At 57.6% G+C, this 23886-nt stretch carries 19 protein-coding genes; 4 read left to right on the forward strand and 15 right to left on the reverse strand.

The window, feature by feature from the left end:
* Positions 1–135: 135 nt before the first annotated feature.
* Complete coding sequence (locus ACEE09_RS00135; RefSeq protein WP_449081022.1) at positions 136–1173, forward strand: mechanosensitive ion channel family protein; 1038 nt, start codon at positions 136–138, stop codon at positions 1171–1173.
* Here the strand turns inward: ACEE09_RS00135 and ACEE09_RS00140 are convergent.
* The 5 genes from ACEE09_RS00140 to galU all read right to left on the reverse strand — a co-directional run bounded on the left by ACEE09_RS00140 (position 1170) and on the right by galU (position 6336).
* On the reverse strand, positions 1170–2096 hold the full coding sequence (locus ACEE09_RS00140; RefSeq protein ID WP_449081023.1) for a LysR substrate-binding domain-containing protein: 927 nt from the start codon (positions 2094–2096) through the stop codon (positions 1170–1172). The genes ACEE09_RS00135 and ACEE09_RS00140 overlap by 4 nt on opposite strands.
* Positions 2093–2551 (reverse strand): DedA family protein, encoded by a 459-nt coding sequence (locus tag ACEE09_RS00145; RefSeq protein ID WP_449081024.1) that lies wholly within the window; start codon positions 2549–2551, stop codon positions 2093–2095. The genes ACEE09_RS00140 and ACEE09_RS00145 overlap by 4 nt, the downstream gene beginning before the upstream one ends.
* A gap of 110 nt (positions 2552–2661) precedes the next feature.
* Positions 2662–4299 (reverse strand): CYTH and CHAD domain-containing protein, encoded by a 1638-nt coding sequence (locus tag ACEE09_RS00150; RefSeq protein ID WP_449081025.1) that lies wholly within the window; start codon positions 4297–4299, stop codon positions 2662–2664.
* A 128-nt stretch (positions 4300–4427) separates the two neighbouring features.
* Positions 4428–5219, reverse strand: a complete 792-nt coding sequence (locus ACEE09_RS00155) for a hypothetical protein (RefSeq protein ID WP_449081026.1) — start codon at positions 5217–5219, stop codon at positions 4428–4430.
* A 211-nt stretch (positions 5220–5430) separates the two neighbouring features.
* Complete coding sequence (gene galU, locus ACEE09_RS00160; protein WP_449081027.1) at positions 5431–6336, reverse strand: UTP--glucose-1-phosphate uridylyltransferase GalU; 906 nt, start codon at positions 6334–6336, stop codon at positions 5431–5433.
* 100 nt (positions 6337–6436) lie between these two features.
* Between galU and ACEE09_RS00165 the strand changes: the two genes are divergently transcribed.
* Positions 6437–7066, forward strand: a complete 630-nt coding sequence (locus ACEE09_RS00165) for a 5-formyltetrahydrofolate cyclo-ligase (RefSeq protein WP_449081028.1) — start codon at positions 6437–6439, stop codon at positions 7064–7066.
* 42 nt (positions 7067–7108) lie between these two features.
* A complete protein-coding gene (locus ACEE09_RS00170) occupies positions 7109–7291 on the forward strand; it encodes an FmdB family zinc ribbon protein (protein ID WP_449081029.1) in 183 nt (60 codons plus the stop codon).
* Between the two features lie 71 nt (positions 7292–7362).
* On the opposite strand, the gene ACEE09_RS00175 is transcribed toward ACEE09_RS00170, so the two are convergent.
* From ACEE09_RS00175 to groES, 10 genes are all read right to left on the reverse strand, one after another.
* A complete protein-coding gene (locus ACEE09_RS00175) occupies positions 7363–7605 on the reverse strand; it encodes a hypothetical protein (RefSeq protein WP_449081030.1) in 243 nt (80 codons plus the stop codon).
* The gene (locus tag ACEE09_RS00180; RefSeq protein ID WP_449081031.1) at positions 7595–11500 is read right to left on the reverse strand and encodes a DEAD/DEAH box helicase; all 3906 of its coding nucleotides are present in this window, start codon (positions 11498–11500) and stop codon (positions 7595–7597) included. The genes ACEE09_RS00175 and ACEE09_RS00180 overlap by 11 nt, the downstream gene beginning before the upstream one ends.
* Positions 11501–11708: 208 nt before the next feature.
* Positions 11709–13301 (reverse strand): glutamine-hydrolyzing GMP synthase, encoded by a 1593-nt coding sequence (guaA, locus tag ACEE09_RS00185; RefSeq protein WP_449081032.1) that lies wholly within the window; start codon positions 13299–13301, stop codon positions 11709–11711.
* Positions 13302–13371: 70 nt separating this feature from the next.
* Complete coding sequence (locus ACEE09_RS00190; protein WP_449081330.1) at positions 13372–13872, reverse strand: DUF3817 domain-containing protein; 501 nt, start codon at positions 13870–13872, stop codon at positions 13372–13374.
* A 116-nt stretch (positions 13873–13988) separates the two neighbouring features.
* Complete coding sequence (locus ACEE09_RS00195; protein ID WP_449081033.1) at positions 13989–14942, reverse strand: SURF1 family cytochrome oxidase biogenesis protein; 954 nt, start codon at positions 14940–14942, stop codon at positions 13989–13991.
* 88 nt (positions 14943–15030) lie between these two features.
* Positions 15031–16158, reverse strand: coding sequence for a GuaB3 family IMP dehydrogenase-related protein (locus ACEE09_RS00200; protein ID WP_449081034.1), 1128 nt, complete (start codon positions 16156–16158; stop codon positions 15031–15033).
* Between the two features lie 110 nt (positions 16159–16268).
* The gene (gene guaB, locus ACEE09_RS00205) at positions 16269–17786 is read right to left on the reverse strand and encodes an IMP dehydrogenase (RefSeq protein ID WP_449081035.1); all 1518 of its coding nucleotides are present in this window, start codon (positions 17784–17786) and stop codon (positions 16269–16271) included.
* A gap of 195 nt (positions 17787–17981) precedes the next feature.
* Entirely contained in the window at positions 17982–20132 is a 2151-nt protein-coding gene (locus ACEE09_RS00210; protein ID WP_449081036.1) for an acyltransferase family protein, read from the reverse strand.
* A 215-nt stretch (positions 20133–20347) separates the two neighbouring features.
* Positions 20348–21943 carry a chaperonin GroEL gene (gene groL, locus ACEE09_RS00215; RefSeq protein ID WP_449081037.1) on the reverse strand — a complete coding sequence of 532 codons (1596 nt, stop codon included), beginning with the start codon at positions 21941–21943 and terminating at the stop codon, positions 20348–20350.
* 55 nt (positions 21944–21998) lie between these two features.
* Complete coding sequence (groES, locus tag ACEE09_RS00220) at positions 21999–22286, reverse strand: co-chaperone GroES (RefSeq protein WP_135013045.1); 288 nt, start codon at positions 22284–22286, stop codon at positions 21999–22001.
* Between the two features lie 246 nt (positions 22287–22532).
* Here groES and ACEE09_RS00225 point away from each other — a divergent pair, with 246 nt between their 5' ends.
* Positions 22533–23810, forward strand: coding sequence for a THUMP-like domain-containing protein (locus ACEE09_RS00225; RefSeq protein ID WP_449081038.1), 1278 nt, complete (start codon positions 22533–22535; stop codon positions 23808–23810).
* Positions 23811–23886 lie beyond the last annotated feature (76 nt).

Below are 23886 nucleotides of genomic sequence, written 5' to 3' on the forward strand. Positions count from 1 at the left end.
GGGCATCTTTTCTTCCTTTGTTCGTGCTCAAGAACCAGTCTATTGCACTCCTGGGCGGGGCATGGTGTGCCCGTTCGCGGGCAGCTAGCATACCGGTTTTTCTGGGCTAAAGACGATAGGCTCATAGGTATGATAGTGACCGGGATTTTAGCAGCAGAAACAACGCCCCTTAAAGAAAGCGCAGAGACCGCGGGAACCGCGATGACCAGGTTAGCTAGCCTAGATTTTTGGCTGGGTGCCCCCTTGCGCATATTCATCATTATCTTCATTGGGTTTGTTTTACATGCCCTAGTGCGAGTGATTATTCGCCACGTCACCGACTCTATTGCCCGTGGTACTAAGAGCCGGGTGGTTGCAACAGGAGAGAAAAAGGGTGGCAGAAATAGCCGGTGGAAGTCTGATGTTTCCTTAGCCAGTGCCCGCCAGTCCCAGCGCGCTCAAACGGTTGGGTCGGTGCTTCGTTCGGTCTCATCAATCGTGATCTGGACGGTCATGATTGTCATGATTATTGCTGAGTTAGGCTTCAATATCGCCCCTGTTATTGCCTCAGCCGGCGTGGTGGGTGTTGCCCTATCTTTTGGGGCTCAGTCTCTGGTGAAGGATTTTCTCTCAGGTATCTTCATCGTGGCTGAAGACCAGCTAGGTATCGGTGACTGGGTTAACCTGGGTGAAGCTGAGGGCGAGGTGGAAGCTGTGGGCCTGCGCACCACCCAGGTACGTGATACCGCCGGAACCCTCTGGCATGTGCGCAACGGCGAAATCCTCCGCGTAGGTAACTCCTCCCAGGGCTGGGCCCGCACCATCATCGACCTACCCATCCCCTACGATGCCGATATTGACGAGATGGCCAAGTTTTTGATGACCTCCACACAAAAGGCCATCAAGCTACCGGGCATCAAAGAAAACATATCGGGCAAGCCCCAATACCTGGGTGTGCAGTCGGTCACCGGCGAATCGGTGGTACTGCGCCTAACGGTCAAAACCGCCCCCTCAGAGCAGTTCGCGGTAGGCCGCAAACTCCGTGAGGAACTGAAAAAAGCCATGGATCAGCGCGGGCTGCGCATCCCTCTAGCTAACCAATCAGTAATACACAATGAGGTCCATGAGCACCCACCGGTAAGTACAGGTGCTAGCCCGAAGACCGCTCAGGAACCGCCCCAGGCTAAGCCCTAGCGTTTCTTCCCGCGAGAGCCCCGGCCAGACCCCTTAGCAACGCCCTTACCGCCCTTCTGCGCCTGGTACTGGCGCAGATTACCGCTCTTCTGGGCATTGCGTTTCTTCCGGTCCTCCGCCTCCCGGCGCTTATTGGCAGCAGCCCGCTTACGCTTAGCCTCTTCCTTCTCACGCCGCTGCTTCTCAAGGGCCACCTCACGGCTATCACTTCCCCGCTGCGAAGCGGCAGTACGGCCACGGGTAATCCCCACAAAGTCCTGAATAACCTGCTCACGGGCGTCCTCACGGGCCTCTCTCTTCCACACCAGCAGAACCGGGTACTCCTCCAGCCCTTCCACCGGCCGGTAGGTCACATCTTTACGGTGATAGAAACGAGCCACAGACATAGGCACCACCAGCAGGCCCAGCCCAGCAGCCACCAGCTCAACAGCGTCCGCCCGGTGCCTCATCTGGGGCAGCGGACGCGGGTTCTCAGCCCGGTAATCAGCAGAAAGATCACGCCACTCAGGCACCTCATCGGGGCTTTGCAGCAAGAACTCTTCAGCTAGTTCAGCTAGAGGAACCGTATCAAGTACGGTCAGCAGATGCTCCTTAGGCAAGATCACCACCGGAGTCTCCCGATAAAGCTCAATAGCGTGATATCGCTTCTTATCGCGGGCAGCAGGCTCATCCTCAGCACGCACCAGGGCCATATCGGCAAAAGCATCCAGCGAAGCTAAACCCTGCCCCTGGGCCAAGGCAACATCAGTTAGCGGCGCCAGCGCTGAATAACGCTCCCGCCAGCGCGTAAACCACTTACCGGGCATCACCCCAGGCACAAACCCCACGCACAGGCCGGGCGCCTGCCCCACCTGCTCATAGCGGGCCGTCTGATCATCAACCAGCAAATCGGGGTGGGCAAGAATGCGCTCGCTCAGAGTCATAGGGTGGTGTCTTTCGGTAGGTGAGGCATAGAACGATTCCTGCCCCGAATTTTAGCGGTGATAATAAAAGCTGCCAGCACAACCAGCACGAGGGCAGCCACCTGTGGGTTCTCAAGCCACAGCCAAACAACCGACATACCCACGGTGGCGTAAATGGTGCCCCAGATGAGAGTGCCCACCAGCATGGCCGGTATCCAGCGGATCAGGGGCATGCGGGCAAAACCCGTGGTCAGAATAACCGCAGTTTGAAAGCCCACCGTCAAGAAGCAGGCAGGCACAGCCAGCACACCCCAACGGTTCACCCAGTACTGGGCTCTACGGTAGAGGGGGTGCCCCATAAGATACTGTATTTTCTCGAAGCGGGACCCGCTCACCTGGGCCAACCAGCCCAGCGAAAAAACTAGGCAGGTACGCACAATACCCACCGCCCACATAAAACCGATGGCGGCAACCAAGTGCAAACTTTCAAGCCATTCCCTCACCCCACCAGTCTAGCTGGTTCAGCCCCTAAGCGGGCAGGCACTCAGGTGGGCAGGCACTCAGTCGGGCAGGGGCTTACCTCGTCTCAGGTCAGTTTGATAGCTTTTATTTTCTTCACAGAAGACGGTAGAGCATCAAAAGCACCCAGGCGCAGCTGCTGTGCCAGCGTCTCAGACCGGCCCAGCAGGTAACCAATTGCAAAGGGATCTAATCTCAGCTCCTCAGCCTGAGCATGTAGCCCACGTAGCCAGTCCCCCATGGTCAGCTCATCGGTAAGCTCACCCACATCGGCCTGCACAGCCTTTACCTGAGCCAGCAACTCCGTTTGAGGTTCAGTCAGAGGCAGACCCGCCGCAGCCGTAGCGCAGAGGCAATAGCGCACAGCCTTAGCAGCCTTACGCACATCGTGTAGCCCCTCATCGTAAGAAACACTGGCAGCAAAATCAGCTGCCTCTTCTGGCCAGGTGGCTACCGCCCCTTTCCCCTGCTTGACCAGGTTCTTCCGCAAACGCTTAGCCACCTTGTTCACATAGTTCTCGCTATTGAGCGGAAGCTCCAACAGCAAGGTCACATCGGTCAGTAAGGACTCAAGAGCCAATTGAAGTTCTAACCGATCTGCAGATGCCAAATAGCGGCGGGCTTGGGTGGCTGCCTCTTCCTGCTGGTGTTCCATCACCACACCCAACATACCGGCAAAGCCCTGCCCCAGAATCGGGTGGCTCTGCACCACCTGCTGGGCTAGAGGGTGCATCAGCTCGCCGTTACGGTGGGTTTCAAGCTGACGGGCGTATATTTTCAGCCCCCGCATCATCTCTTCAAGCACCGGGGCGCACCCGCTACGCGCGTAGGGAAGAGCCATATATTTCAGTACGCTGCGCAACTGGCGGGCAACAATTCGCCCCTGGTGGGTAGCATCAGGTACTCCTGCGGCAACCAGTAAATCAGCTTGAGCTAGTCGTTGAGCGTGAGAGGCAAGCACACTGGTGAGCAGCTCTGCAGAGCCCGGCACAATGGGGAACCCCGCTGGCAGAGCTTTTTTGCTCTTTTTACCCGTCTTTTTATTGTGCCCCTTGCCCTTTGCCGCCAGGCGGGCTTCAAAGTCGGCGTCCTGCCCCAGCGCCCGGGCGATTTTAGCCGGTGACTTTGAGGCAAGAGCCCCAAGGGCCCGTAGCTGAGTAGCCACAGCATCAAATAAGGCCTCTGCTAGTTGAGGGTCCTGGGCGGTCTGCCCTAGAAGCTCTACCTCCCACTCATGCCAGGTACGTTCCTGGCCGGTGGCAAAATCCAGCGCCTGCACACGGTCATCACAAATCTCAGCTAGTTCTTGCCCGGCAGCATCACGTATGACAGTTCGAGTCCGGTGGGTTTGTAGCGAAACCCGGGGTTCTAGCTCTTCACCCAGGGCGGGAACCTGCACAAATTTCTTGACAGCTGCTGGCATTAGGGAACTTTGGGGAAGCAGGTCAAAAGTCACCTCATGACGCTGGCCAGCAGCATCAAACTTAATATGCCACCCCTGGTCATACCCGCCCAGCCGACGGCGCAGGGCAACCTTGTGGCGGCCAAGGTTGCCAGAAGGGGTGTCGTAGTAGGTGGCATCAAGCTGCTCAATGACAGGCTCACGAACGCTCCACCGGGTGAAACTCCATTCCACAGAGGGAACCTCACGATTCACATCGGCAAGCTCAAACTTCTGCTCAACTTCTAGATGGTGTGTAGCCATGCAGGTAGCCTTCCTCAAAATACGGCGAGTTGGTGTGCACGCCCTTCAAACAGAATACCCGGCTCCAAGGCTTCAGGGTGTGAAGCTAGGGGCTGGGTATCTATTCTTTAGAAGAACGTCATCTTCATCTAAGCGCGGCGGCGCTTGAGAACATCATCAAGGTTGAGGGTGGCCGCCTCTGCCAGGGTCTGGGTTTGGCTCTGCGGGGCAGCCTCAATTTCAAGTGGCGCAGGAGCTGGGCGGCGGGCAGTTTCTGCTTGCAGGTAGGTGGGCAGGGGCACTGCGGTGACCTGCCAGCGGTTATCGGGCAGGGCTTCGTCCATCCGCAAGCGGGCAGGAGCATGAGGGGCCCTAGCCTCACCCTCAGAGGCAGGGGCGAGGGTAGGCGCTACCATGGGGTGCTGGGTTTTTACCTTGCGCAGGGCCTTAGCAGCGTGACTTACCGGCATCTGTTGACGGGCCCGGGCAGGACGCTGGGGGGCAGGTTTCAGCTCAAGGGTAGCAGCTCGCTGGGACTGCTGGTGAGTACGAGCAGAACTGGGCTCCTGGGTTGGTGAAGGACGCCGCCGGGCCTGTTTCTGTTCAAGAGCTAGCACGGTGCGGGCCCGCCTACGATCACGGTCGCGTAGAGCCAGTACACGCAACCCGGCCAAACACCCCACACTAGCGAGGAATAAGAGTAAAGGAAGAAGCCCCGCTATCTTACCCATCAGAGCTAGCACCCCTGTGATGAGGCTAGCGATGATAAGCACCAGGGCTAAACCAAATAAGGAAACCCGGCCATAGTTGAGGCGAAAGATGGGGGCATGCTCAGAAGGGGCTTCAGGTAAAGCTACCAAGGAACCGGATCGGTTCCCAGTTGGCCCATCAGAGTTCTCAACAATATCAGCTACGAACTTTTCAGCTCCGATACTCGTCATAGACCCTGTAGTGCGACGGCGTACAACAAGCCCCAGGCCAACCAGCACACACACAAGCAAAATAAGGCCAGAGCCACTCAGGAAGCCCATCGCTGCCCCCGTTCTTTATCTCTATGACAAAAGTATCTAGTTCATTCTACCCCAGCGCCCACCACCAGAGCAGGTGAGGGCTTCCCTTAGCCCTGCACCTGCTCAGCAGCAGTATCGAGGTTTACAGCTCGGCTGCGAATTCCTTAATCCAGGCCCGCAGGTCAGGGCCCATATCATTACGCTCAGCAGCGAGAATGACGTTGGCCTTGAGGTAAGAGAGCTTATCGCCAGTATCGAAACGGCGGCCCTTAAAGACCACACCGTACACGCCTTCACCCTCACCGTCACCCTGAGCCAGGGTCTGCAAGGCATCGGTTAGCTGGATTTCATCGCCACGGCCCGGTGCGGTGTTTTCTAGCACCTCAAAGACCTTAGGCGAAAGAACATAACGACCAATAACGGCCAGGTTTGAGGGAGCGTCCTCAACAGCAGGCTTTTCGACCAGGCCGGTGACCTTCACGAAGCCGTCCTCACCTTCAACAGCCTCTACCGCTGCACAGCCATAAGCAGAGATCTGTTCTTCAGGTACCTCCATCAGGGCCACAACAGAGCCGCCAGTCTTCTGCTGAACAGCAGCCATGGCAGAAAGCAAATCTTCTTTTTCGTCAATGAGGTCATCACCCAGAAGCACGGCAAAGGGCTCATTACCTACATGCACCTTGCCACGGAGTACCGCGTGGCCAAGGCCCTTAGGGTCACCCTGACGCACATAGTGGATTTCACCCAAACCATTAGAATCTTCAACGCTCTTCAAGAGGGCATCTTTACCCTGAGCGGCAAGCTGCTGCTCTAGACCGGGAACACGGTCAAAATGATCCTCCAGGGCACGCTTGTTGCGGCCGGTAATCATCAGCACATCATGTAGACCAGCGCGCGTAGCCTCTTCAACCACGTACTGAATGGCAGGGCGATCCACCACCGGCAGCATCTCCTTAGGAGTAGCCTTAGTAGCGGGAAGGAAGCGAGTGCCAAGACCGGCAGCAGGAATTACTGCTTTGGTCACGGTGAGTGATTTATTTTCAGTCATGCTTTTCAGAATACCTAATCTCTAAGCTTTATCTGCATTCTGCACCCTAAGTGACGGTAAATTATGACTAGATTCAGCTAACACCAGAGGAAGGGCTCCTGTGACCGCACCAGAGTCAGGCTCACAAGCCTCAGCCAAGGCCAGCGTCCGCAGCTATCTGCGCAGACGCCGCGCCCACAACCCACCACATGATAAGACAGCCCAGGCCTTTGAGCGCACCCTAGCGCCCCTCTGGGGTGCCCTACCCTCAGGATCCACCCTTGCAGCTTTTCTCCCCCTTCCCACAGAGCCACCCATTCTGCCAGCCCTCACCCGGGCCCTTACTGAAGGTTATCGGGTGCTGGTGCCCATCGTCCGCCCCCAGCATCAGCTGGCCTGGGTTCAGTGGTGGCCTCACATAGAGCACACGACCAATGCGCTAGGTATTGCTGAGCCAGTCGGTGAGCGCCTGGGCTCTGAGGCTTTTATACAAGCAGATGTGCGCCTAGTTCCAGCTCTGGCCTATGACGTCACAGGGCGGCGGCTAGGGCAAGGCGGCGGCTACTACGACCGGCTCTTTGAGCAGCTTGGCCCGCTTGCCTTAGAGCCCTCCACCATAGGGGTTGTCTTTGAGCGAGAAATTCTTGACAGTCTGCCAGCAGATAGCTGGGACGCCCAGCTCAGATATGTGGCCACAGAACAAGGGCTCCACCGCCTCGATGATTCAGGGGGAAGGGCCAGAACAGAGTAGAATAACCAGCAGATTTATCACCTATTTGATGTGGAGTCACACGTGCCTGTTTACGTTTATCAGTGCAAGAACTGCGGCCACCTATTTGAGCAGCACCAGTCCTTCTCAGAGGACGCCCTCAAGACCTGCCCGGAGTGCGGCCAAGATACCCTCCGCAAAAAGTTTGGCCAGGTAGGTGTGGTCTTTAAAGGCTCCGGTTTCTACGCAAACGATAAGGGCAAGTAAGCCCTCACAAGACTGAGGGGCTGCCAACCACAAGACCGTGGTAGGCAGCCCCTTTTGTTGCACCCTTTTTCTTATTGCCCGTAGTGGGGAGGGCGCTGTTCTTTCAGCCAGGTATCGCGGGCGTCCTGCCCTTCCGGGGCTGGGGCGGACGGGCGGGCATCAGTGAGCCCCGCCAGCTTGGGTTCGGCGCCGGTAAAGGCTGAGCCGCCGCTAGCCCGGCGGTGGCCGCGGCGCCGCTTAGGCACTGGGCTATAGGAGGAGGCGGGGTCAGTGCTTGCGGGGTTCTCTTGTGCCTCTTGCTCTCTAGGATTCACGGCTCAACCCCAGGTAGCTTCCGATACGCCCGACCAGGGCTTCGGGGTCTGAGAAGACCTCGATGGTCCAGCAGGTCATGTGGTTCCAGCCGGTTCGTGCCAGCAGCTCAGGAATCAGGCGGGAGCGTTCACGCACACTCAAAGCGGCATAGGCATCTGACCCATCTGACACCACAGCCAAAGGCACCCGCAAGGGGGTAGCGCGGTCAACATCATGCACCATCGTGCGAGCGCGCGGGCTACCCACCGCACCTGCCACCAGCGATTCTTTATCACTTGTGGCAATTAGGGAAATGAGGGGCACCGATGATTCGTGGAGGGTCACCTGGTGCTGCCCTAGTCGGCGTACTAGATCATTGAGCAGCCAGTCCCCCATGTCGATGGCTTCGAGGTGGTCATTGGTGAGGAACTCGTTGACTGGAAGTTTATCGGTAATGGGTTTGGTCAGTTCTTGGGCTGCCCGGTTTTCTTGTTCTCTGCGGTAGGCCAGGAGCAGGCGGTAGATATCGAAGGCCCCGTAGTCTAGGCGCTGGGGGTCTAGGTCTTCAGGGGTGACGCAGGTGACCAGGCGGGTGAGGTGGCGGGCCCGGGTGGTGGCCAGCACGAAGCTCTCCCGGCCGCTGCGTTCTGAGAGGTGCCCGAAGTGGTGGGCTGCCCCTTGGGCTGTTTTACCGGCGCCCAGAGCGAAGATAATGACGTCTCGTTCCATGTCCACGGCACGGGATACGTCAACGACGCGGAAGGACTCGTCGCCCGCTGCAAAGTAGGGGGCAAATTGGGGGTAGCGTACCAGCAGGTGCCGGACGGCCTCGGCGATGCGCTGGGCGTGGCGGGCTGTGGTGGTGACGACGGCCAGGGTCTGCTGGGGGCTACGGTAGGCGTGTTCGATGACCATCTCAGCTACCCGCTGCACCTCAAGGCTAGGCGAATCCAAGGAGGCGTTATCGGAGACTCGCCCGGTCACGTCCACGTATTCAACGGTTAGGGCCGGGGTGCCGTCAGTGATTTCTTCACCCCAGGGGTAGCTGATGAGAGCACCATCGTAGAAGTGTTCGTTGAGGTAGGTAAAGAGGGCCGGGTCTACGGCACGGTTGATGGTTGCTAGGGAGCGGCCAGGTAGCACCTTGGAGAGGGCCTCAAAGGTGCTGACCAGTTCCTGGTTTTTGGCTACCGGGGCGTTGTGGGCTACCGCTGAGACCATAAAGGGTGCAGGGAAGCCGCTATGGGGGTCGCCCAGGGCGATCACCTGCTCTGCCCGAATCAGGGCGGGCAGGTTCGCGGCCAGGGGGGTGGATTCTGCATCGAGCAGGATCGCCGCGTCAAAGCGCATACTGGTGGGCACCTTGCCAGAGAGAGCAAAGGGGCTGGCGATCCACAGCGGTAGCAAGGTGGTGGCCATGGTGGGGGCCTGGGTGAGTACCTGCTGAAGGTTGAATTCGTGGCTCTTGAGCTGGCTTCGTAAGAAGGCAGCTTCCTGCTCGTATTCGTGGATGCGGGCACGCCAGGTATCGGCTATCTGGGCGTGCAGGCGGGCCGGAGCGGACGCCAGGTGCGAGTAGTCGGCCCGGCGGAAGCGGGTCTCTAAGTCGCGGAGGGTGTCTGCGCTCAAGATTTCAAGTTCTTGGGAGGCCAGCATCATTTCTAGGGCTGTCTGCCACCAGGCTAGTTCTAGTTCGGCCGCTACCGCGCTACTCTCTAGCTGGCGTTCGAAGAAGTCAGCCAGGAGTTCTTCTAGCCCCTGGTCGATCAGTTCTTGGGTGAGGCGCACACGCTCAGGCAGGGTGTGCAGGAGCCACTCATCATCAATGAGAGCAGCAAGTCTTTCTTCAAGCTGGCTGAGGGGGGTAGCTGAAAAGTTAGTACCGGCTGGGGAGTCTTCAAGGACGATGGCAAGGCCTGTGAACTCTTCAAGCAGGGCGGTGTAGCGGGCACGCAAATCAGCCAGGTTGGCGGGGATTGTTGGGACGCGGTCGTCCTTTGCCCAGCTAATCCATTCTTCGCGTTGGCTCTGCACGATAAAGAGGTTCTCGTGAAGATCTGAGATGTTAACCCCGGGCACAATGTATTCTTTAGCGGCACGGCGTAGGCGGGAGCGTTGGATGCTGGACATGTCAATGCCGTGTTCTCGCCGCCAGGTTCCGCTTGCGGTCGCGGCAATGAGGTCGGTGACGGGCCGGTCGAAGATGTCGGGGCTGAAGCGGGTGAGGGTGTCGGCGATCCGTTCGAGCAGGTCGAGTTGGGCGCCCCAGTCGTCCATGCTGGCGGCTGGTTTCAAGCCGGTTTCATCAGCCAGCAGGGCCATGCCTGCTGATGCCTCGTTCAGGGAGCTACGCAGGTTTTTGACCAGGGTGTGGGCAGCTGCGGTGTCTTCGGCGCTGGTGAGTTTGGCCTGGTGCCAGGCCGATGCGCGAGTCGAGGGGCGGAAGCCGCCTAGGTCCGCTAGACGCTGGAGCTTGTGGACGGTTTCAGTGCGGCGGGTCAGTGCGTCCATAGTGGTGCGGCTCAGACGCACCTGGGTGGCAGGAGCCGGGTCTTGGGCGGTGAGAGCTGCCAGGGTTTGTAGGGCTTCGTAGACGGAGCATCCCCACCGGGATTCGGTAAACCGCAAGGATTCGGTGTGCCCGCGCAACTTGGCCCGGGTATCTACCAGTTCTTTATGGATATCGGTGACGTTGGGGGCAGGTGCCTTCTCATCACGCACAATCGCTGAGATAAATTCCTGCCGGTAGGCCTCAGAGTCCCGTTCAGTGAGCAGGTTGAAGGTCACATCGGTCAGGTGGGTGCGTTCAAGCAGACGGTTGAAATCGTTGAGGGTGGAGCGTTTCTCCCCCACCACCAGTACGGATTTACCCTGGTTAATAAGGGCTGCTGCAATGTTGATTGCGGTGCCAAGCTGATCAGTGCCAGGGGCCGTTGTAACAGCCAGGGAGTGCCCCAGGTGGGCTAGATCGACGATGTCTTGGCCGCTGGCGTCCGTATCGACAACCAGCATATCGGTAGCAGGGTCACGGCTATCAAGGGGCTCACGGGTGTTGTGCACAGGAGCGATGAAAGGTTGCTCTAGGGGGTTGAGCTTAAGCTGGGCAATATCACGCACCAGCGGGGTGTGGGCGGTTGCCGGTAGCTCCCCGGTGCTTTCCTTCAGGTCTGCGAAGGTGGAGATGAAGTAGGTAGAGCGAATCGTCATGCCCGGCACAGACCCGGTGGTGGCTCGCATCCGCTCAATGACCGGCTCGGGGTCGAGCTTGCGCATAGAGTTAGCTAACTGGGCTACGTCCATGGTGCCCAAATCGATGCCGTACTCTTTCTTAATCTGGCGCACCATAGCGGGGTTAAGCTGGGCCGGGCCGGTGAGCTGAACCTCGAAATCATCGCTGGTGGGGTGGGGGGTAATAGAGAGCGGGGCCATTAGAATAGGGGCAATAAAGCGCTTCTCCCCTACCATGCCGTCTTCACGGACGTCACGTGAAAGCCAGGAGGCGGTACCTGCTACGAAATAGCCAGCGTCCAGCCCGTGGCCGGTAGCTAGCTCAAAGATTTTAGTACGCAGGGCACGGGCTGCCACCATGCCAGCCTCAAGTTTTGCTTTATCACGCAAGATGGTAGAGAGGCGAGTTTTACGGCCCATAAACATTTGGGCGACACCCGAGGAGTTGGCGTCGGTCAGGTCAATATGGACATAATCAACCTGGTTGAAGTCCAGCATGGCATCGGGCCCGGTGTAGGTTTCCATCTGCTCGGCCCAGGCCTCAAGGCCAGCCTGCACCTGAGCTATGACCTGTTCATCGGCAGTAGAGTCCCCGGTTTCCTGCGGGGCTTGCGCACCACCTTGGGACCAGGGTGCGGCGACGTCAGGACGTTGGTTAGCGGTTTCAGGGTCTACCTGCTCGTTCACTGAATCTACTCTAGCTTTCTGCACGTGATTACTTCCCTACCATCATAGAGCTTTCAAGCCCACAGCCCCCGCCTATTCTCCTATTCCGGGGAAAGACGGGGGCTGTTACAGTAAACCTGCAAGTGGCGGCTTTACTCAATCAGCCATGCCGCTCGCAGGCTCGCGGAATAACAAAAATTTTATTTCCCCCTGTTGGGGAAAATTTTTGTTATTCCCACTCAATTGTTCCCGGGGGCTTTGAGGTGACGTCCAGAACCACTCGGTTCACTTCAGAAACCTCATTAGTGATACGGTTTGAAATCTTTGCCAGCAGGTCATAAGGCAGGCGTGACCAGTCAGCGGTCATGGCGTCCTCAGAAGAGACCGGGCGCAGCACAATGGGGTGACCGTAGGTGCGGCCATCGCCCTGCACACCAACGGAACGGACGTCCGCCAGCAGCACCACAGGGCACTGCCAGATCTCTTCGTCCATGCCCGCAGCGGTCAGTTCCTCACGCACAATCAGGTCAGCAGCGCGCAGAATATCGAGGTTGTGCCGGGTGACCTCACCAATGACACGGATGCCCAGGCCGGGGCCGGGGAAGGGCTGGCGGGCAACAATCTTCTCAGGCACACCCAGTTCTCGGCCAATGGCGCGAACCTCATCCTTGAAGAGGGTTCGCAGGGGCTCAACTAGCTCAAACTGCAAGTCATCAGGTAGACCACCCACGTTGTGGTGGGACTTAATGTTCGCTGCGCCCTCGCCGCCACCTGACTCGACCACGTCGGGGTAGAGGGTGCCCTGCACCAAGAACTTGATGTCCGCGCCCTCGGTGCCGGCCTCTTCAATCAGCTTGCGCTGGGCAGCTTCAAAGGAGCGGATGAACTCGCGGCCGATGGCTTTACGCTTCGCTTCAGGTTCGGTGATACCGGCCAGGGCGCCCAGGAAGCGCTCTGACTCATCAATGGTAACGACCTTAATACCCATGGTTGAGGCGTAGTCCTGCTCGACCTGTTCACGCTCACCCTCACGGAGCAGGCCGTGATCGATGAAGAAGCAGGTGAGCTGGTCGCCTACGGCCTTGTGTACCAGGGCAGCAGCAACAGAAGAGTCAACGCCGCCAGAGAGAGCGCAGATAACCTGGTCGTCGCCGACCTGCTCACGGATCTTAGCGACCTGCTCTTCAATGATGTTGCCAATAGACCAGGTCTTCTCCAAGCCAGCTACCTTGAAGAGGAAGTTCTCCAGGGCAGCCTGGCCGTAGTCAGAGTGCTTAACCTCAGGGTGCCACTGCACGCCACCGAACTTACGCTTCTCATCAACAAAAGCAGCAACTGTTGCGCCGGGGGTCTGAGCCAGTACCTCAAAACCTTCAGGGGCTTCAGAGACAGAGTCACCGTGGCTCATCCAGACGTTCTGAGTTTTGGGGGTTCCGGTCAGGAAGGAAGAGTTCTCGGCGCAGACCACAGCATCAGTTGCACCGTATTCGCGTTTACCGGTCTTGGCCACGGTTCCGCCCAGGGTCTGGGCCATGACCTGGAATCCGTAGCAGATACCAAAGACGGGTACGCCAGCTTCAAACATGGCGATATCGCCCTTAGGGGCGCCGTCCTCGTAAACAGATGAGGGGCCGCCAGAAAGAATGATAGCGGCCGGGTTCTTGGCGAGCATCTTCTCAGTGGGCATGGTGTGAGGTACCAGCTCTGAATAGACGCCAGCCTCACGCACGCGGCGCGCGATAAGCTGAGCGTACTGGGCGCCGTAATCGACAACCAGTACGGGGCGCTCTTCGAGCTCCTCGATAGGGTTATGGGTAGTCACAGGTGTTTACCTTTTCGGTTGGGGTTTGAGGGTAATCCTTGGGTTCTATTCTAGTGCAGAGTCACTAGAGCTAGTAACGTTTGGTGGCCTGCGGGTTGGCCTCAAGTAAGGCTAGGGTTTCTGCGTAGATACGGCGCTCCACGATGAAAGAGAGGAAGGGCACCACACCACCCAAGGCCATGACAATCATCTGAGGTAGCTTCCAGCGCATCAGCAGCCAGAGGCGGAAGCAGGAGAAAAGATAGATGACGTAGAACCAGCCGTGAATAATCAGAACCCAGGTGGAAATATTCAGCCCCCCGTGCAGGTTACCGGTCTGACGGTTGAGCCACCCAAGGGCCACCGTTTCACCGGTCTGGGCATCTACCCCACCAGCAATCAGATCGTAGCCGAAGATGTGGCGGCTTATCATCTCAGCAACAAGCAGCAAAAGGAAGGTACCTGAAATCCAGGCGCACCACTTATAGAAGGTCAGGGCCCCACGAATCTGGGCTTCTGTTCCACCAAATTTCTTGCGCACGGTAAAACCACCGGCCGTATTCTGTTCGGTAGTGCCCCTAGCGAGGGTCACTTTCTTACCGTCGGTGCGGTGGGTAGGGCGTGGGGTGGGGTTCTGGCTCACAGCAAGTTTCTCCCTTAGCTGGTCTGGTTGGTCTATTCAGTGGGGGGCGGACGCTTGCAGTCAGCTTACCCTTTATCGTCACGGCGGGCTGGGGCATCCGGAATATCATCGAAGTAGTAGTAGGCCCTATCTTCTGGGTCCCAGTAGTAGGGCCGCCCGGTGGCATCATCAACCCAGTACTCTCCCTCATACTCAAAATAGAGGGCTGGGTCGGTATCTTTTTCAACCGCATCTTTGAGCAGACGGTACCAGAGGTAGATGGCAAAGCCGGCAAAAACTAGCCACTCTAGGGCGTAAAAAATATTGAGCCAGTCAAGGGTTTCATCAGTTACCTGCTGGGCGCGGATTGGCTGGAGAGTGCCGCTACTATCGAGCAGGCTTGCAGTAGCGGCGATAGCGCCTTGCTCAGTGAGCGGGGTTGGCCCCCTACTTTCAGAGTCGAGGGTCAGAATCCCGTTGAAGAGTGCAGCGTTCCACACGTTCGTAAGGTAGGAAGAGTTGGCGGAGGCAAGAACCCTGTCATGCCCCCGGTTCTCTTCGCTGACGTCCTTACTGGTCAGCGGAGGGTCATTGCCCACCACTCGCCCGGCAATAGTCACGGTGCCAGCTGGCTCAGCAAGGAGATCAGGGGTGGAAGTCCAGGCGCGGGCCACCGCAATACCGCGAGGCCCCTGCCCCAAGCTAGTGCTCACCTGCTGGCTACCATCAGGGACGAAAAGGCTGATAAGCCAGTAGCCCTCAGTACCGTCTTTGAGCTTATTTTCTACCAGGTAGCTGGAGCCCTGCGCATAGCTACCGGTAGCTTCTACCACCGTATCCACCTCAGCCATACTCAACCCATCGTAGGCCTGTAACACCTGACTATAGGGGCGCACCAGATCCTTAGCCGGGTCTGCGCTCACCTGCCCCAAGGTAGAAGCATTAATCTGCCATTTGCTGAGCATAAGGAAACCGCTAGCTAAGGCCAGCACCAGGAGCAGGCCAAGAAGCCAGCGGGGCGTCATAGCAGTTTTTAGCACGGTTGCTCTTTTCAGCATGAGGCAGGTAGACGGCAAGAAACCGGCCCCGCCTGCCCAACAGAGGGAGATAGGCGAGGCCGGCAAGACCCTACTTGACGTAAGGGGTAACGTTCACGTCAATACGCTGGAAGGACTTCAAATCGGTGTAACCGCAAGTTGCCAGAGCACGTTTGAGAGCACCCACCAGGTTAGCGCTGCCATCAGTGTGAGCAGAAGGACCATTCATGACCTCTTCCAAGGGCCCAACAGTGCCCTGGAAGGTGCGAGTACCACGGGGAAAATCAGCCGAGTGAGCCTCATTACCCCAGTGCCAGCCGGCACCAGGGGCCTCAGTAGCACGAGCCAAAGGAGCACCAATCATGACGGCATCCGCACCCATAGCCAGGGCCTTCACCATATCGCCAGAGCGGCCCAAGGAACCATCCGCAATTACGTGCACATAGCGGCCACCAGACTCATCAAGGTAATCAGAACGGGCAGCAGCAACATCAGAAATAGCAGTCGCCATAGGGGCCTGAATACCCAGGCCGCGGCGGGTGGTCAAAGCAGCCCCGCCACCAAAACCTACCAGCACACCAGCAGCACCAGTGCGCATCAGGTGAATAGCCGGGGTATAACCGGTTACCCCGCCCACCATAACCGGCACATCAAGTTCGTAAATGAACTTCTTCAAATCAAGCGGTTCACGACGGGTTGAAACGTGCTGGGCAGAAACAACAGAGCCACGAATCACGAAAAGGTCAACACCAGCCTTGACCACCGTCTGGTAGAACTCCTGGGTGTTCTGAGGGGTCAAAGAACCAGCAACAATAACACCAGAGTCACGAATCTCAGCCAGGCGGGCAGTAATCAGCTCAGCCTTAATGGGCTCAGCGTAGATTTCCTGCATACGGCGGGTAGCGGCGGGAGCATCGTCAGCAGACAGGGCGTTAATTTCATCCAGAAGCGGCTGGGGGTCCTCATACCGGGTCCACAAACCTTCCAGGTTCAGAACGCCCAAACCACCCAGCTTGCCCAGGGCAATAGCGGTAGCCGGTGACATCACAGAGTCCATGGGGGCACCAATAATGGGGGTGTCGAACTTGAAGGCGTCAATCTGCCAGCTCAGATCCACATCGTGAGCATCACGGGTACGGCGGGTAGGTACCAGGGCAATCTCATCGAGTGAGTAGGTGCGGCGGGCGCGCTTGGACATACCAATCTGGATGTCGGTCATGGATTTTCCTTTCACCGGCAGCAGGCCGGTTGGTGCAAACGAGCGTGGTAACGTTCGGAAGCCCCGGCCCCTCACCGGCAGGTGAGAGAACCGGGGCCGACCATCAAAATTTAGCGACGGTAGTTAGGGGCTTCAACAGTCATGGTGATGTCATGGGGGTGCGATTCCTTCAGACCTGCTGAAGTAATACGCACGAACTGGCCCTTATTCTTCAGTTCTTCAACAGTGTGGGCGCCCACATAGAACATGGTCTGACGCAGGCCACCTTCTAGCTGGTGCACCACAGAAGAAAGAGGCCCACGGTAGGGAACCTGCCCTTCAATACCCTCAGGAATCAGCTTCTCCTCAGAAGAAACATCAGCCTGGAAGTAACGGTCCTTAGAGAAGGACTTCTTACCGCCACGAGACTGCATAGCACCCAAGGAACCCATACCGCGGTAAGCCTTGAACTGCTTACCGTTAACAAAAATCAGTTCACCAGGTGATTCAGCGGTGCCAGCAAGCAAAGAACCAAGCATCACAGAATCAGCACCTGCCACCAGGGCCTTACCGATCTCACCGGAGTGCTGCATACCGCCGTCCGCAATCAGGGGAACGCCAGCAGGGATAGCTGCCTTAGCTGATTCGTTGATAGCGGTAATCTGAGGAACACCAACACCAGCGATAATACGGGTGGTGCAGATAGAACCGGGGCCAACACCAACCTTCACAGCATCGGCACCAGCGTCAATAATAGCCTGAGCACCAGCACGGGTAGCAGCCTGGCCACCTACCACATCAACGTGGGCAGCAGCAGAATCTTTCTTCAAGCGAGCAATCATATCGAGCACGCCCTGAGAGTGGCCGTTAGCGGTATCAACAAAGAGGGCATCAACGCCCGCTTCAATCAGGGTCATAGCGCGCTCGTAGCCATCCCCAAAGAAGCCGATAGCTGCACCAACGCGCAGGCGACCGTCCTCATCCTTGGTAGCGCGTGGGTACTGCTCGCTCTTGGTGAAGTCCTTAACAGTAATCAGACCGGTCAGCTTGCCTGCTTCGTCGATGAGGGGCAGCTTCTCAATCTTGTTTTCTGCCAGCAGGGCGAACGCTTCGTCCTTGCTCATACCCTCGTAACCGGTAATGAGCGGCATCTTGGTCATAATGTCGCGTACCAGGGTAGTTTCGAAGGTTGGCTCGGGCAGGTAGCGGGTATCGCGGTTGGTAATAATACCTACCAGCACGTTCTGATCATCTACTACCGGCAGACCTGACACTTTATAGTGGCCGCACAGGGCATCAAGCTCAGCAATAGTGGCATCGGGCCTAACCGTAACAGGGTTAGTAATCATGCCCGATTCGCTACGCTTGACGCGGTCTACATGGTCAGCCTGATCAGCGATAGAAAGGTTACGGTGAATCACACCCATACCGCCCAAACGGGCCATGGCAATAGCCAAAGCTGACTCAGTTACAGTGTCCATTGCAGCCGAAATAATGGGCGAAGCAATAGAGATACGCTTAGTCAGACGGGTGGTGGTGTCTGCATCTGACGGGATTACGTCAGTGTTGCCGGGCAGAAGCAGCACATCGTCGTAGGTGAGGCCGGTAAAGCCGAAGGGGTCTTCACTCAGTGCAGTAGGAGTAGACATAAAGGGTTCGCTACCTTTCGAGGGTGTTCAGGTGGGCGCTTAGCGACACTATTTTTAATCTTAGTCGGGTTATCCCCGATGTGCGAGTGCAGGGGCTAAGCACTCAGGCCCCGCTTGCTCACATCGCAGGGGCCGGCCCCCTCTTCTTACTGGGTCAAGCCTCTCCCCTACCTTTTCTCCATACCCCGCTCTCCTCTAGAGAGTGCTCTCAGAGGGCAGCAGCTGAGCGTGAGAGTGCAAGCTAGCGTCGGCCTTATTCAAGGCCTCAAGCACCCGCGGGTCAAAATAGGGCCCGAGAGTTTCGATGTAAGTTGCAGTGATGTGATCGTAATCGAAATAGGTGTAAATATTACCAATAGCCACCGGGCAAGAATTCTCAGGGCAAATAAGATCTGAGAAGTTCAAGGCAGCAAAACCGGGGTAGCTCTGCTCCAGAGGGCTCAGGGGGTTGATGGTGACGTCCTGGCCAGGGCTCATAGTACACTCATCAGCCCCACCAAAAGCATCAATGCAGTCCTTATGCTTAGTTTCCATACGCGGTGTATCACGCAAGCCAAGCACCTGAATACCCGCCCCAGTCAGCTCCCCAATATGGGTCTGGGCGTCAATGAGCAGGGCATCAGGCACATTCGGCTGCGATTTGGTGGCCTGGAGCAGGACGGTGCTGGGGGCTAGTTCCTGGATGAAGGCGCTACTATCAGCGGCCCAGGTATCGCAGTCAGAACCGCTAGCATAAGCTGCGTTATCGGTTTCCCCCAGGAAGCAGCCGGGGCGGGTGAGGGCGATGACCGTCCAGCCTTGAGATTCAGCAAGCGGACGCATAGCCGTCATCCACATCTGCATATGAGAGTTACCCCAAGCCACAATGGTCCTACTAGGCTCAGGCGAATAAGCAACATAGGTGCAATCCCCGGCAAGAGAATCAGGGAGACTCATCTCAGGGGTCACCTGCTGGCAGGCTGCACCCAAGTCAGCCCAGTCAGCATCAAGCACCTCTCGAAGAGGAATAACAGGGGCATCTTCATCCCCAGCATATTCAAAATCAGGTTGCAACACAGCCGCCCCCACATTATTAAGGGGCCGTTTAGCTTCAGCCTCTTCAACCTGCCGGTAAATGGAGCTTTGCCAGGCATAGGAAGGCCCAAGCGCAAAACCCACGCACAAAAGACCAGTCACCAGCCCCGCAAACATCGACCGGTTGGGCAGAGCCCAAGACTGTAAAGGCTTTTCAACCACATGAGTAAGAGCCCAGGCCAGCACCCCAGAAAAAAGCAGCAGGCCAAGCCCCGCCCAAAAACCTGCCTTTTCCTGGTGAGTCTGAGCCAGGTAGAAAACCAGCAGGGGCCAGTGCACCAGGTAGAGAGCATACGAGAAACCACCCAAGGCCAGAAGAGGCTTAGCTGTTAGCAGCTTCTCCGGGCCAAACCTGGTTCCGGTATCTCCCGCAACAATGACCAGTGAGGCTGCCACCGTAGGCCAGAGGGCCGCATACCCGGGGAAGGTGCCGTTAACGTCCAAAATGAAACCGCAACTGATAATAGCTGCTATACCGACCCACCCCAGCACAGCACGCACCACAGGGGGAAACTTCACCGCCGGAAGCCACAGGGCAACCAAAGAACCAAGAGCGAACTCCCACAGGCGAGCGCCCGTCTCAAAATAGGCTGCCTGTTGGTTAGCTGCGGTCACCTCCACCGAGTGAAGGAGCGAGACCACAAAAATTGCGGCGAAGACGGCGGTCAAAACCCAACGACCAGCGCCCCTCAGACGCTGGCCCAGTACCGCAGCAAGTAACACCACCAGCAAAGGCCAGAGCACATAGATCTGCCCCTGCACCGAAAGAGACCAAAAATGACGCAAGGGAGAAGCTAAAGAAGTATCAGCGGCATAATAGTCCACCGCATTCTCGATAGACCAGTTATTGTGCTGGTACAGAATCACGGCCTTAGCCTCATCAGCAATTGAGAGCCAGCGCTCAGCCGGGATAAAGAAATAGGTGCCTAGCAGGGTCAAGGCGACGATCAAAGAAGCCAGAGGCAAAAGACGTTTGAAGACATGCACCCAATAAGCCAACAGGGTTTTTACACCAAACCAGGTGCCAGGGCCTACCAGTTTGCCTTGCTCTAGCTTGCGCGCAAAAGAGCCTGTCAGCAAGAAAGCTGAAATCAATAAGAAGACATCAACGCCGCCAGAGACACGGCCAAACCAGAAGTGATAGGCGGCAACAAGCAAAAGGGCGAGGGCACGCAGCCCCTGAATTTCGGGGCGCCAGGCGCGCTCGGCTGAACGGGTGATGGTTGCTATAGTGCCGGTGGCGGGTTGTGTTTCGGTGGCTGGGCGGGACACTGCGGTCTACCTCCTTTGCTGACAAGGGTTGGGTGCCAGAAAGACAGTTACCGTTAAGTAACGAGCAGGAAGACACCGAGTTAAAATGTTACTGCTAGTGACCGGCAGATTGCATTAAACAACAGGCCCTACCTCTACGGTGTTAGTCACTGTAGAGGCAGGGCCTGTTGAGCCGTGAAGACCTAGGAAAGGGTGAAGAGGTGGGTGTAGAAGCCTTACTTGGCTTCGTCTTCTTCTTTCTCCTCAGGCTTTTCAACGACCAGGGTTTCGGTGGTCAGCACCAGGGCAGCGATGGAGGTTGCATTTTCTAGGGCTGAGCGGGTGACCTTGACCGGGTCGATGACACCGCGGGCGATGAGATCTTCGTATTCACCGGTTGCGGCGTTGAAGCCGTGACCGATGGGCATCTCTGCTACGCGGGAGGTGACCACATAGCCGTCCTGACCCGCGTTCTCAGCAATCCAGCGCAGGGGCTGCACCAGGGCGCGGCGGACGATGTCCGCACCAACCTGGGCATCATGGGAGTCAAGTTCAAGACCATCAAGGGCTGCAAGAGCGTGCACCAGGGCGGTACCGCCACCTGCCACGATGCCCTCTTCAAGGGCAGCGCGGGTTGAGGAAACAGCGTCCTCAATACGGTGCTTACGTTCCTTGGCTTCAACCTCGGTTGCAGCACCCACCTTGATAACGCCCACACCGCCAGCTAGCTTAGCTAGGCGTTCCTTGAGCTTTTCGCGGTCCCATTCGGAATCTACGCGCTCAATTTCGGCGCGGAGCTGATCAACGCGTTCAGCTACAGCCTCAGAGCTGCCACTGCCATCGACGATGGTGGTGTTGTTCTTGGTGACGGTCACACGGCGGGCTGAACCGAGCTGGTCCAGGGTCACAGCGTCCAAGGAGATACCCAGTTCGCCGGTAATGACGGTACCGCCGGTGAGGATAGCCAGGTCCTGGAAGATTGCCTTGCGGCGGTCACCAAAACCGGGTGCCTTCAGCGCCACAACGTCCAGGTTGCCGCGGAGCTTGTTAATGACCAGGGCGGAGAGGGCTTCACCGTCCACGTCCTCAGCGATGATGGTCAGGGGCTTTTTGGCCTGAACAATCTTCTCAAGGACGGGCATAATCTCAGCCACGGTTGAAATTTTGCCCTGGTAGAGCAAAATGGCGGTGTTCTCAAGAACAGCCTCAGCTCGTTCAGGGTCGGTGACGAAGGAGGGTGAGAGGTAGCCCTTATCGAACTGCATACCCTCGGTCACTTCAAGCTCAATCTCAGTCGTCGAGCCATCTTCGATGGTGATAACACCGTCTTGGCCAACCTTGCTAAAGGCTTCAGAGAGCAGTTCACCGATCTGGGGTGACTGGGCGGAGATAGCTGCCACGTGGGCAACTTCTTCACCAGTGACTTCGCGGGCGTTAGCCAGCAGGCGCTCTGAAACCAGCTTGGTGGCGGTTTCGATACCGCGCTTGACCTCGCCGGGGGCAGCGCCAGAGGTGACGTTGCGCAGACCCTCAGAGACCAAAGCCTGGGCCAGGACGGTCGCGGTGGTGGTGCCGTCGCCAGCAACATCGTTGGTTTTGGTGGCTACTTCTTTAGCCAGCTGGGCGCCCAGGTTTTCGTAGGGGTTTTCCAGTTCAATCTCGCGGGCGATTGATACACCGTCGTTGGTAATGATGGGGGCGCCCCACTGCTTATCAAGTACCACGTTGCGGCCGCGGGGGCCCAGGGTTACTTTGACAGCGTTAGCAAGCTTATCGACGCCTGCCTGCAGGTGCTTACGCGCATCATCATTGAATTCAAGCTGCTTTGCCATGAATCCTTACTTCTTTCTTGTGTTTCGTCTTGTCTTCGGTAGAAACAGCGAAAACTTAGGAAACGACAGCCAGTACGTCGCGGGCTGAGAGAATCAGGTATTCGGCGCCGCCGTACTTAACCTCGGTGCCACCGTACTTGGAGAAGATTACGACGTCGCCTTCTGCTACGTCAACGGGGATGCGGTTGCCCTTGTCGTCGATGCGGCCGGGGCCAACAGCGATGACCTTAGCTTCCTGGGGCTTTTCCTTGGCGGTATCGGGGATGACCAGACCAGATGCGGTGGTCTGCTCTGCTTCAACGATCTGAACGACAATGCGGTCTTCGAGGGGCTTGATAGCCATGGTGAGGTACTCCTTTGAGTGGGTCTCAGCGTAAAATTTATGGGGTGACTACAGGGTGCTAAGTCGGTTTTACCCGGTATCGTCGCGGTGTTACCGGGTGCCGTTTTAGCACTATCAGCAGTCAAGTGCTAACTAAAACTTTATTCCTCTGGGCCCCTGGTGGGCAAGATAGGGCGCCGGTTTCGCAGACAGCGCACCCGCTACCCTGCCTGCTCTGCCCTATAACTTGCACCTAAACTTATGTGCATGACCTCTTTCCCCCGCGCCGGCGCCCAGCCCTTCTCAGCCGACCACTTAGCTCTTCTTGACCAGCTCACCCCCTATAACCCCGCAGACTCCCTCCAGGCGGTCAGCAGGCTCAGGGCGCAGGGCATCAGCGCCGAAGATTCCTCTGCCCTGCTCACCCAGGCCCGCCTACGCACCCTAGGAGCCAGTAAATTCGGCCCGGCTGCTAGGCACATGCTTTTCACCGAGGCTGGCTATGAGCAGGCCACCCGCGCAGCTGTTGCCCAGCACCACGCCGCCCGGTTTGTCGCTGCTGGGCTTGCCTCAGTAGCAGATTTAGGCTGCGGCCTAGGGGCAGATTCCCTAGCCTTTGCGCAGGCAGGTTTAGCTGTGACATCCCTAGAACTTGACCCAATCACAGCAAGCCTGGCCGCCCATAATCTCTCCCCCTACCCCACCGCCCAGGTGCTGGTGGGCAATGTGGAAGAGGTCAAGCTTGAAAAGCTCACCACCGTCACCGGGGAGCCTATCTCAGCTCTCTGGTTAGACCCGGCACGCCGAGAGGTCGAAAGCGGGTCTACCACCTCACGGATTTTTGACCCAGAGGCCTTCTCCCCGCCCTTTTCCTTCTTGCAGAAGCTAGCGGCCACAGGCACCCCCATGGGGGTCAAGCTGGGTCCGGCCCTACCCCATGAGGCTATACCGGATGGGGTAGAAGCCGAGTGGGTCAGTCACGGTGGGTCTGTGGTAGAAGTAGTGCTCTGGTTCAACGGTTTAGCCCGACCCGGCGTAGCCCGCTCAGCTACGGTACTGGGTGCGGACGCCGCCACCCGGCAGGTACTGGGTGAACTTACCTCACCGGCACCAGCGTCCACCCCTGAAGAGCCTCTTGAAGTAACAGAACTGGGCACCTACCTGATTGAGCCAGACGGCGCGGTGGTACGTTCCCACCTGGTAGCAGATTATGCGCGGACGATTGGGGCAACCCTGCTCGATGAGAACATCGCCTACCTAACCGCCGATTCCCCCGCTGATAGCCCGCTAGGCCGCGCCTACCGCGTCCTGGGTACCTTGCCCTTGAACGACAAGAAGCTCCGCCGCTGGGTCAAAGAAGAAGGCATCACCGCCCTGACCGTTAAAAAACGGGGCGTCGATGTGCTCCCTGAAAAGCTACGGGCCACACTCCTTGCCGGGGTAAAAAAGAAGAAGGGCGCGGGTAAAGAAGCCACCCTCATTCTGACCCGCCTCGGGCAGGGAACGAGCTCCCAGCGGCTAGCAATCTGGGCTGAACCAGCCTAACTGACGGTCAGCTACCTGGTCAGATGCACAACTCCCACCTGACCAAAAATGTCATACTGTGAGCTAGATTCTTCTG

This window comes from Rothia sp. 88186D007BW, from assembly GCF_053544215.1.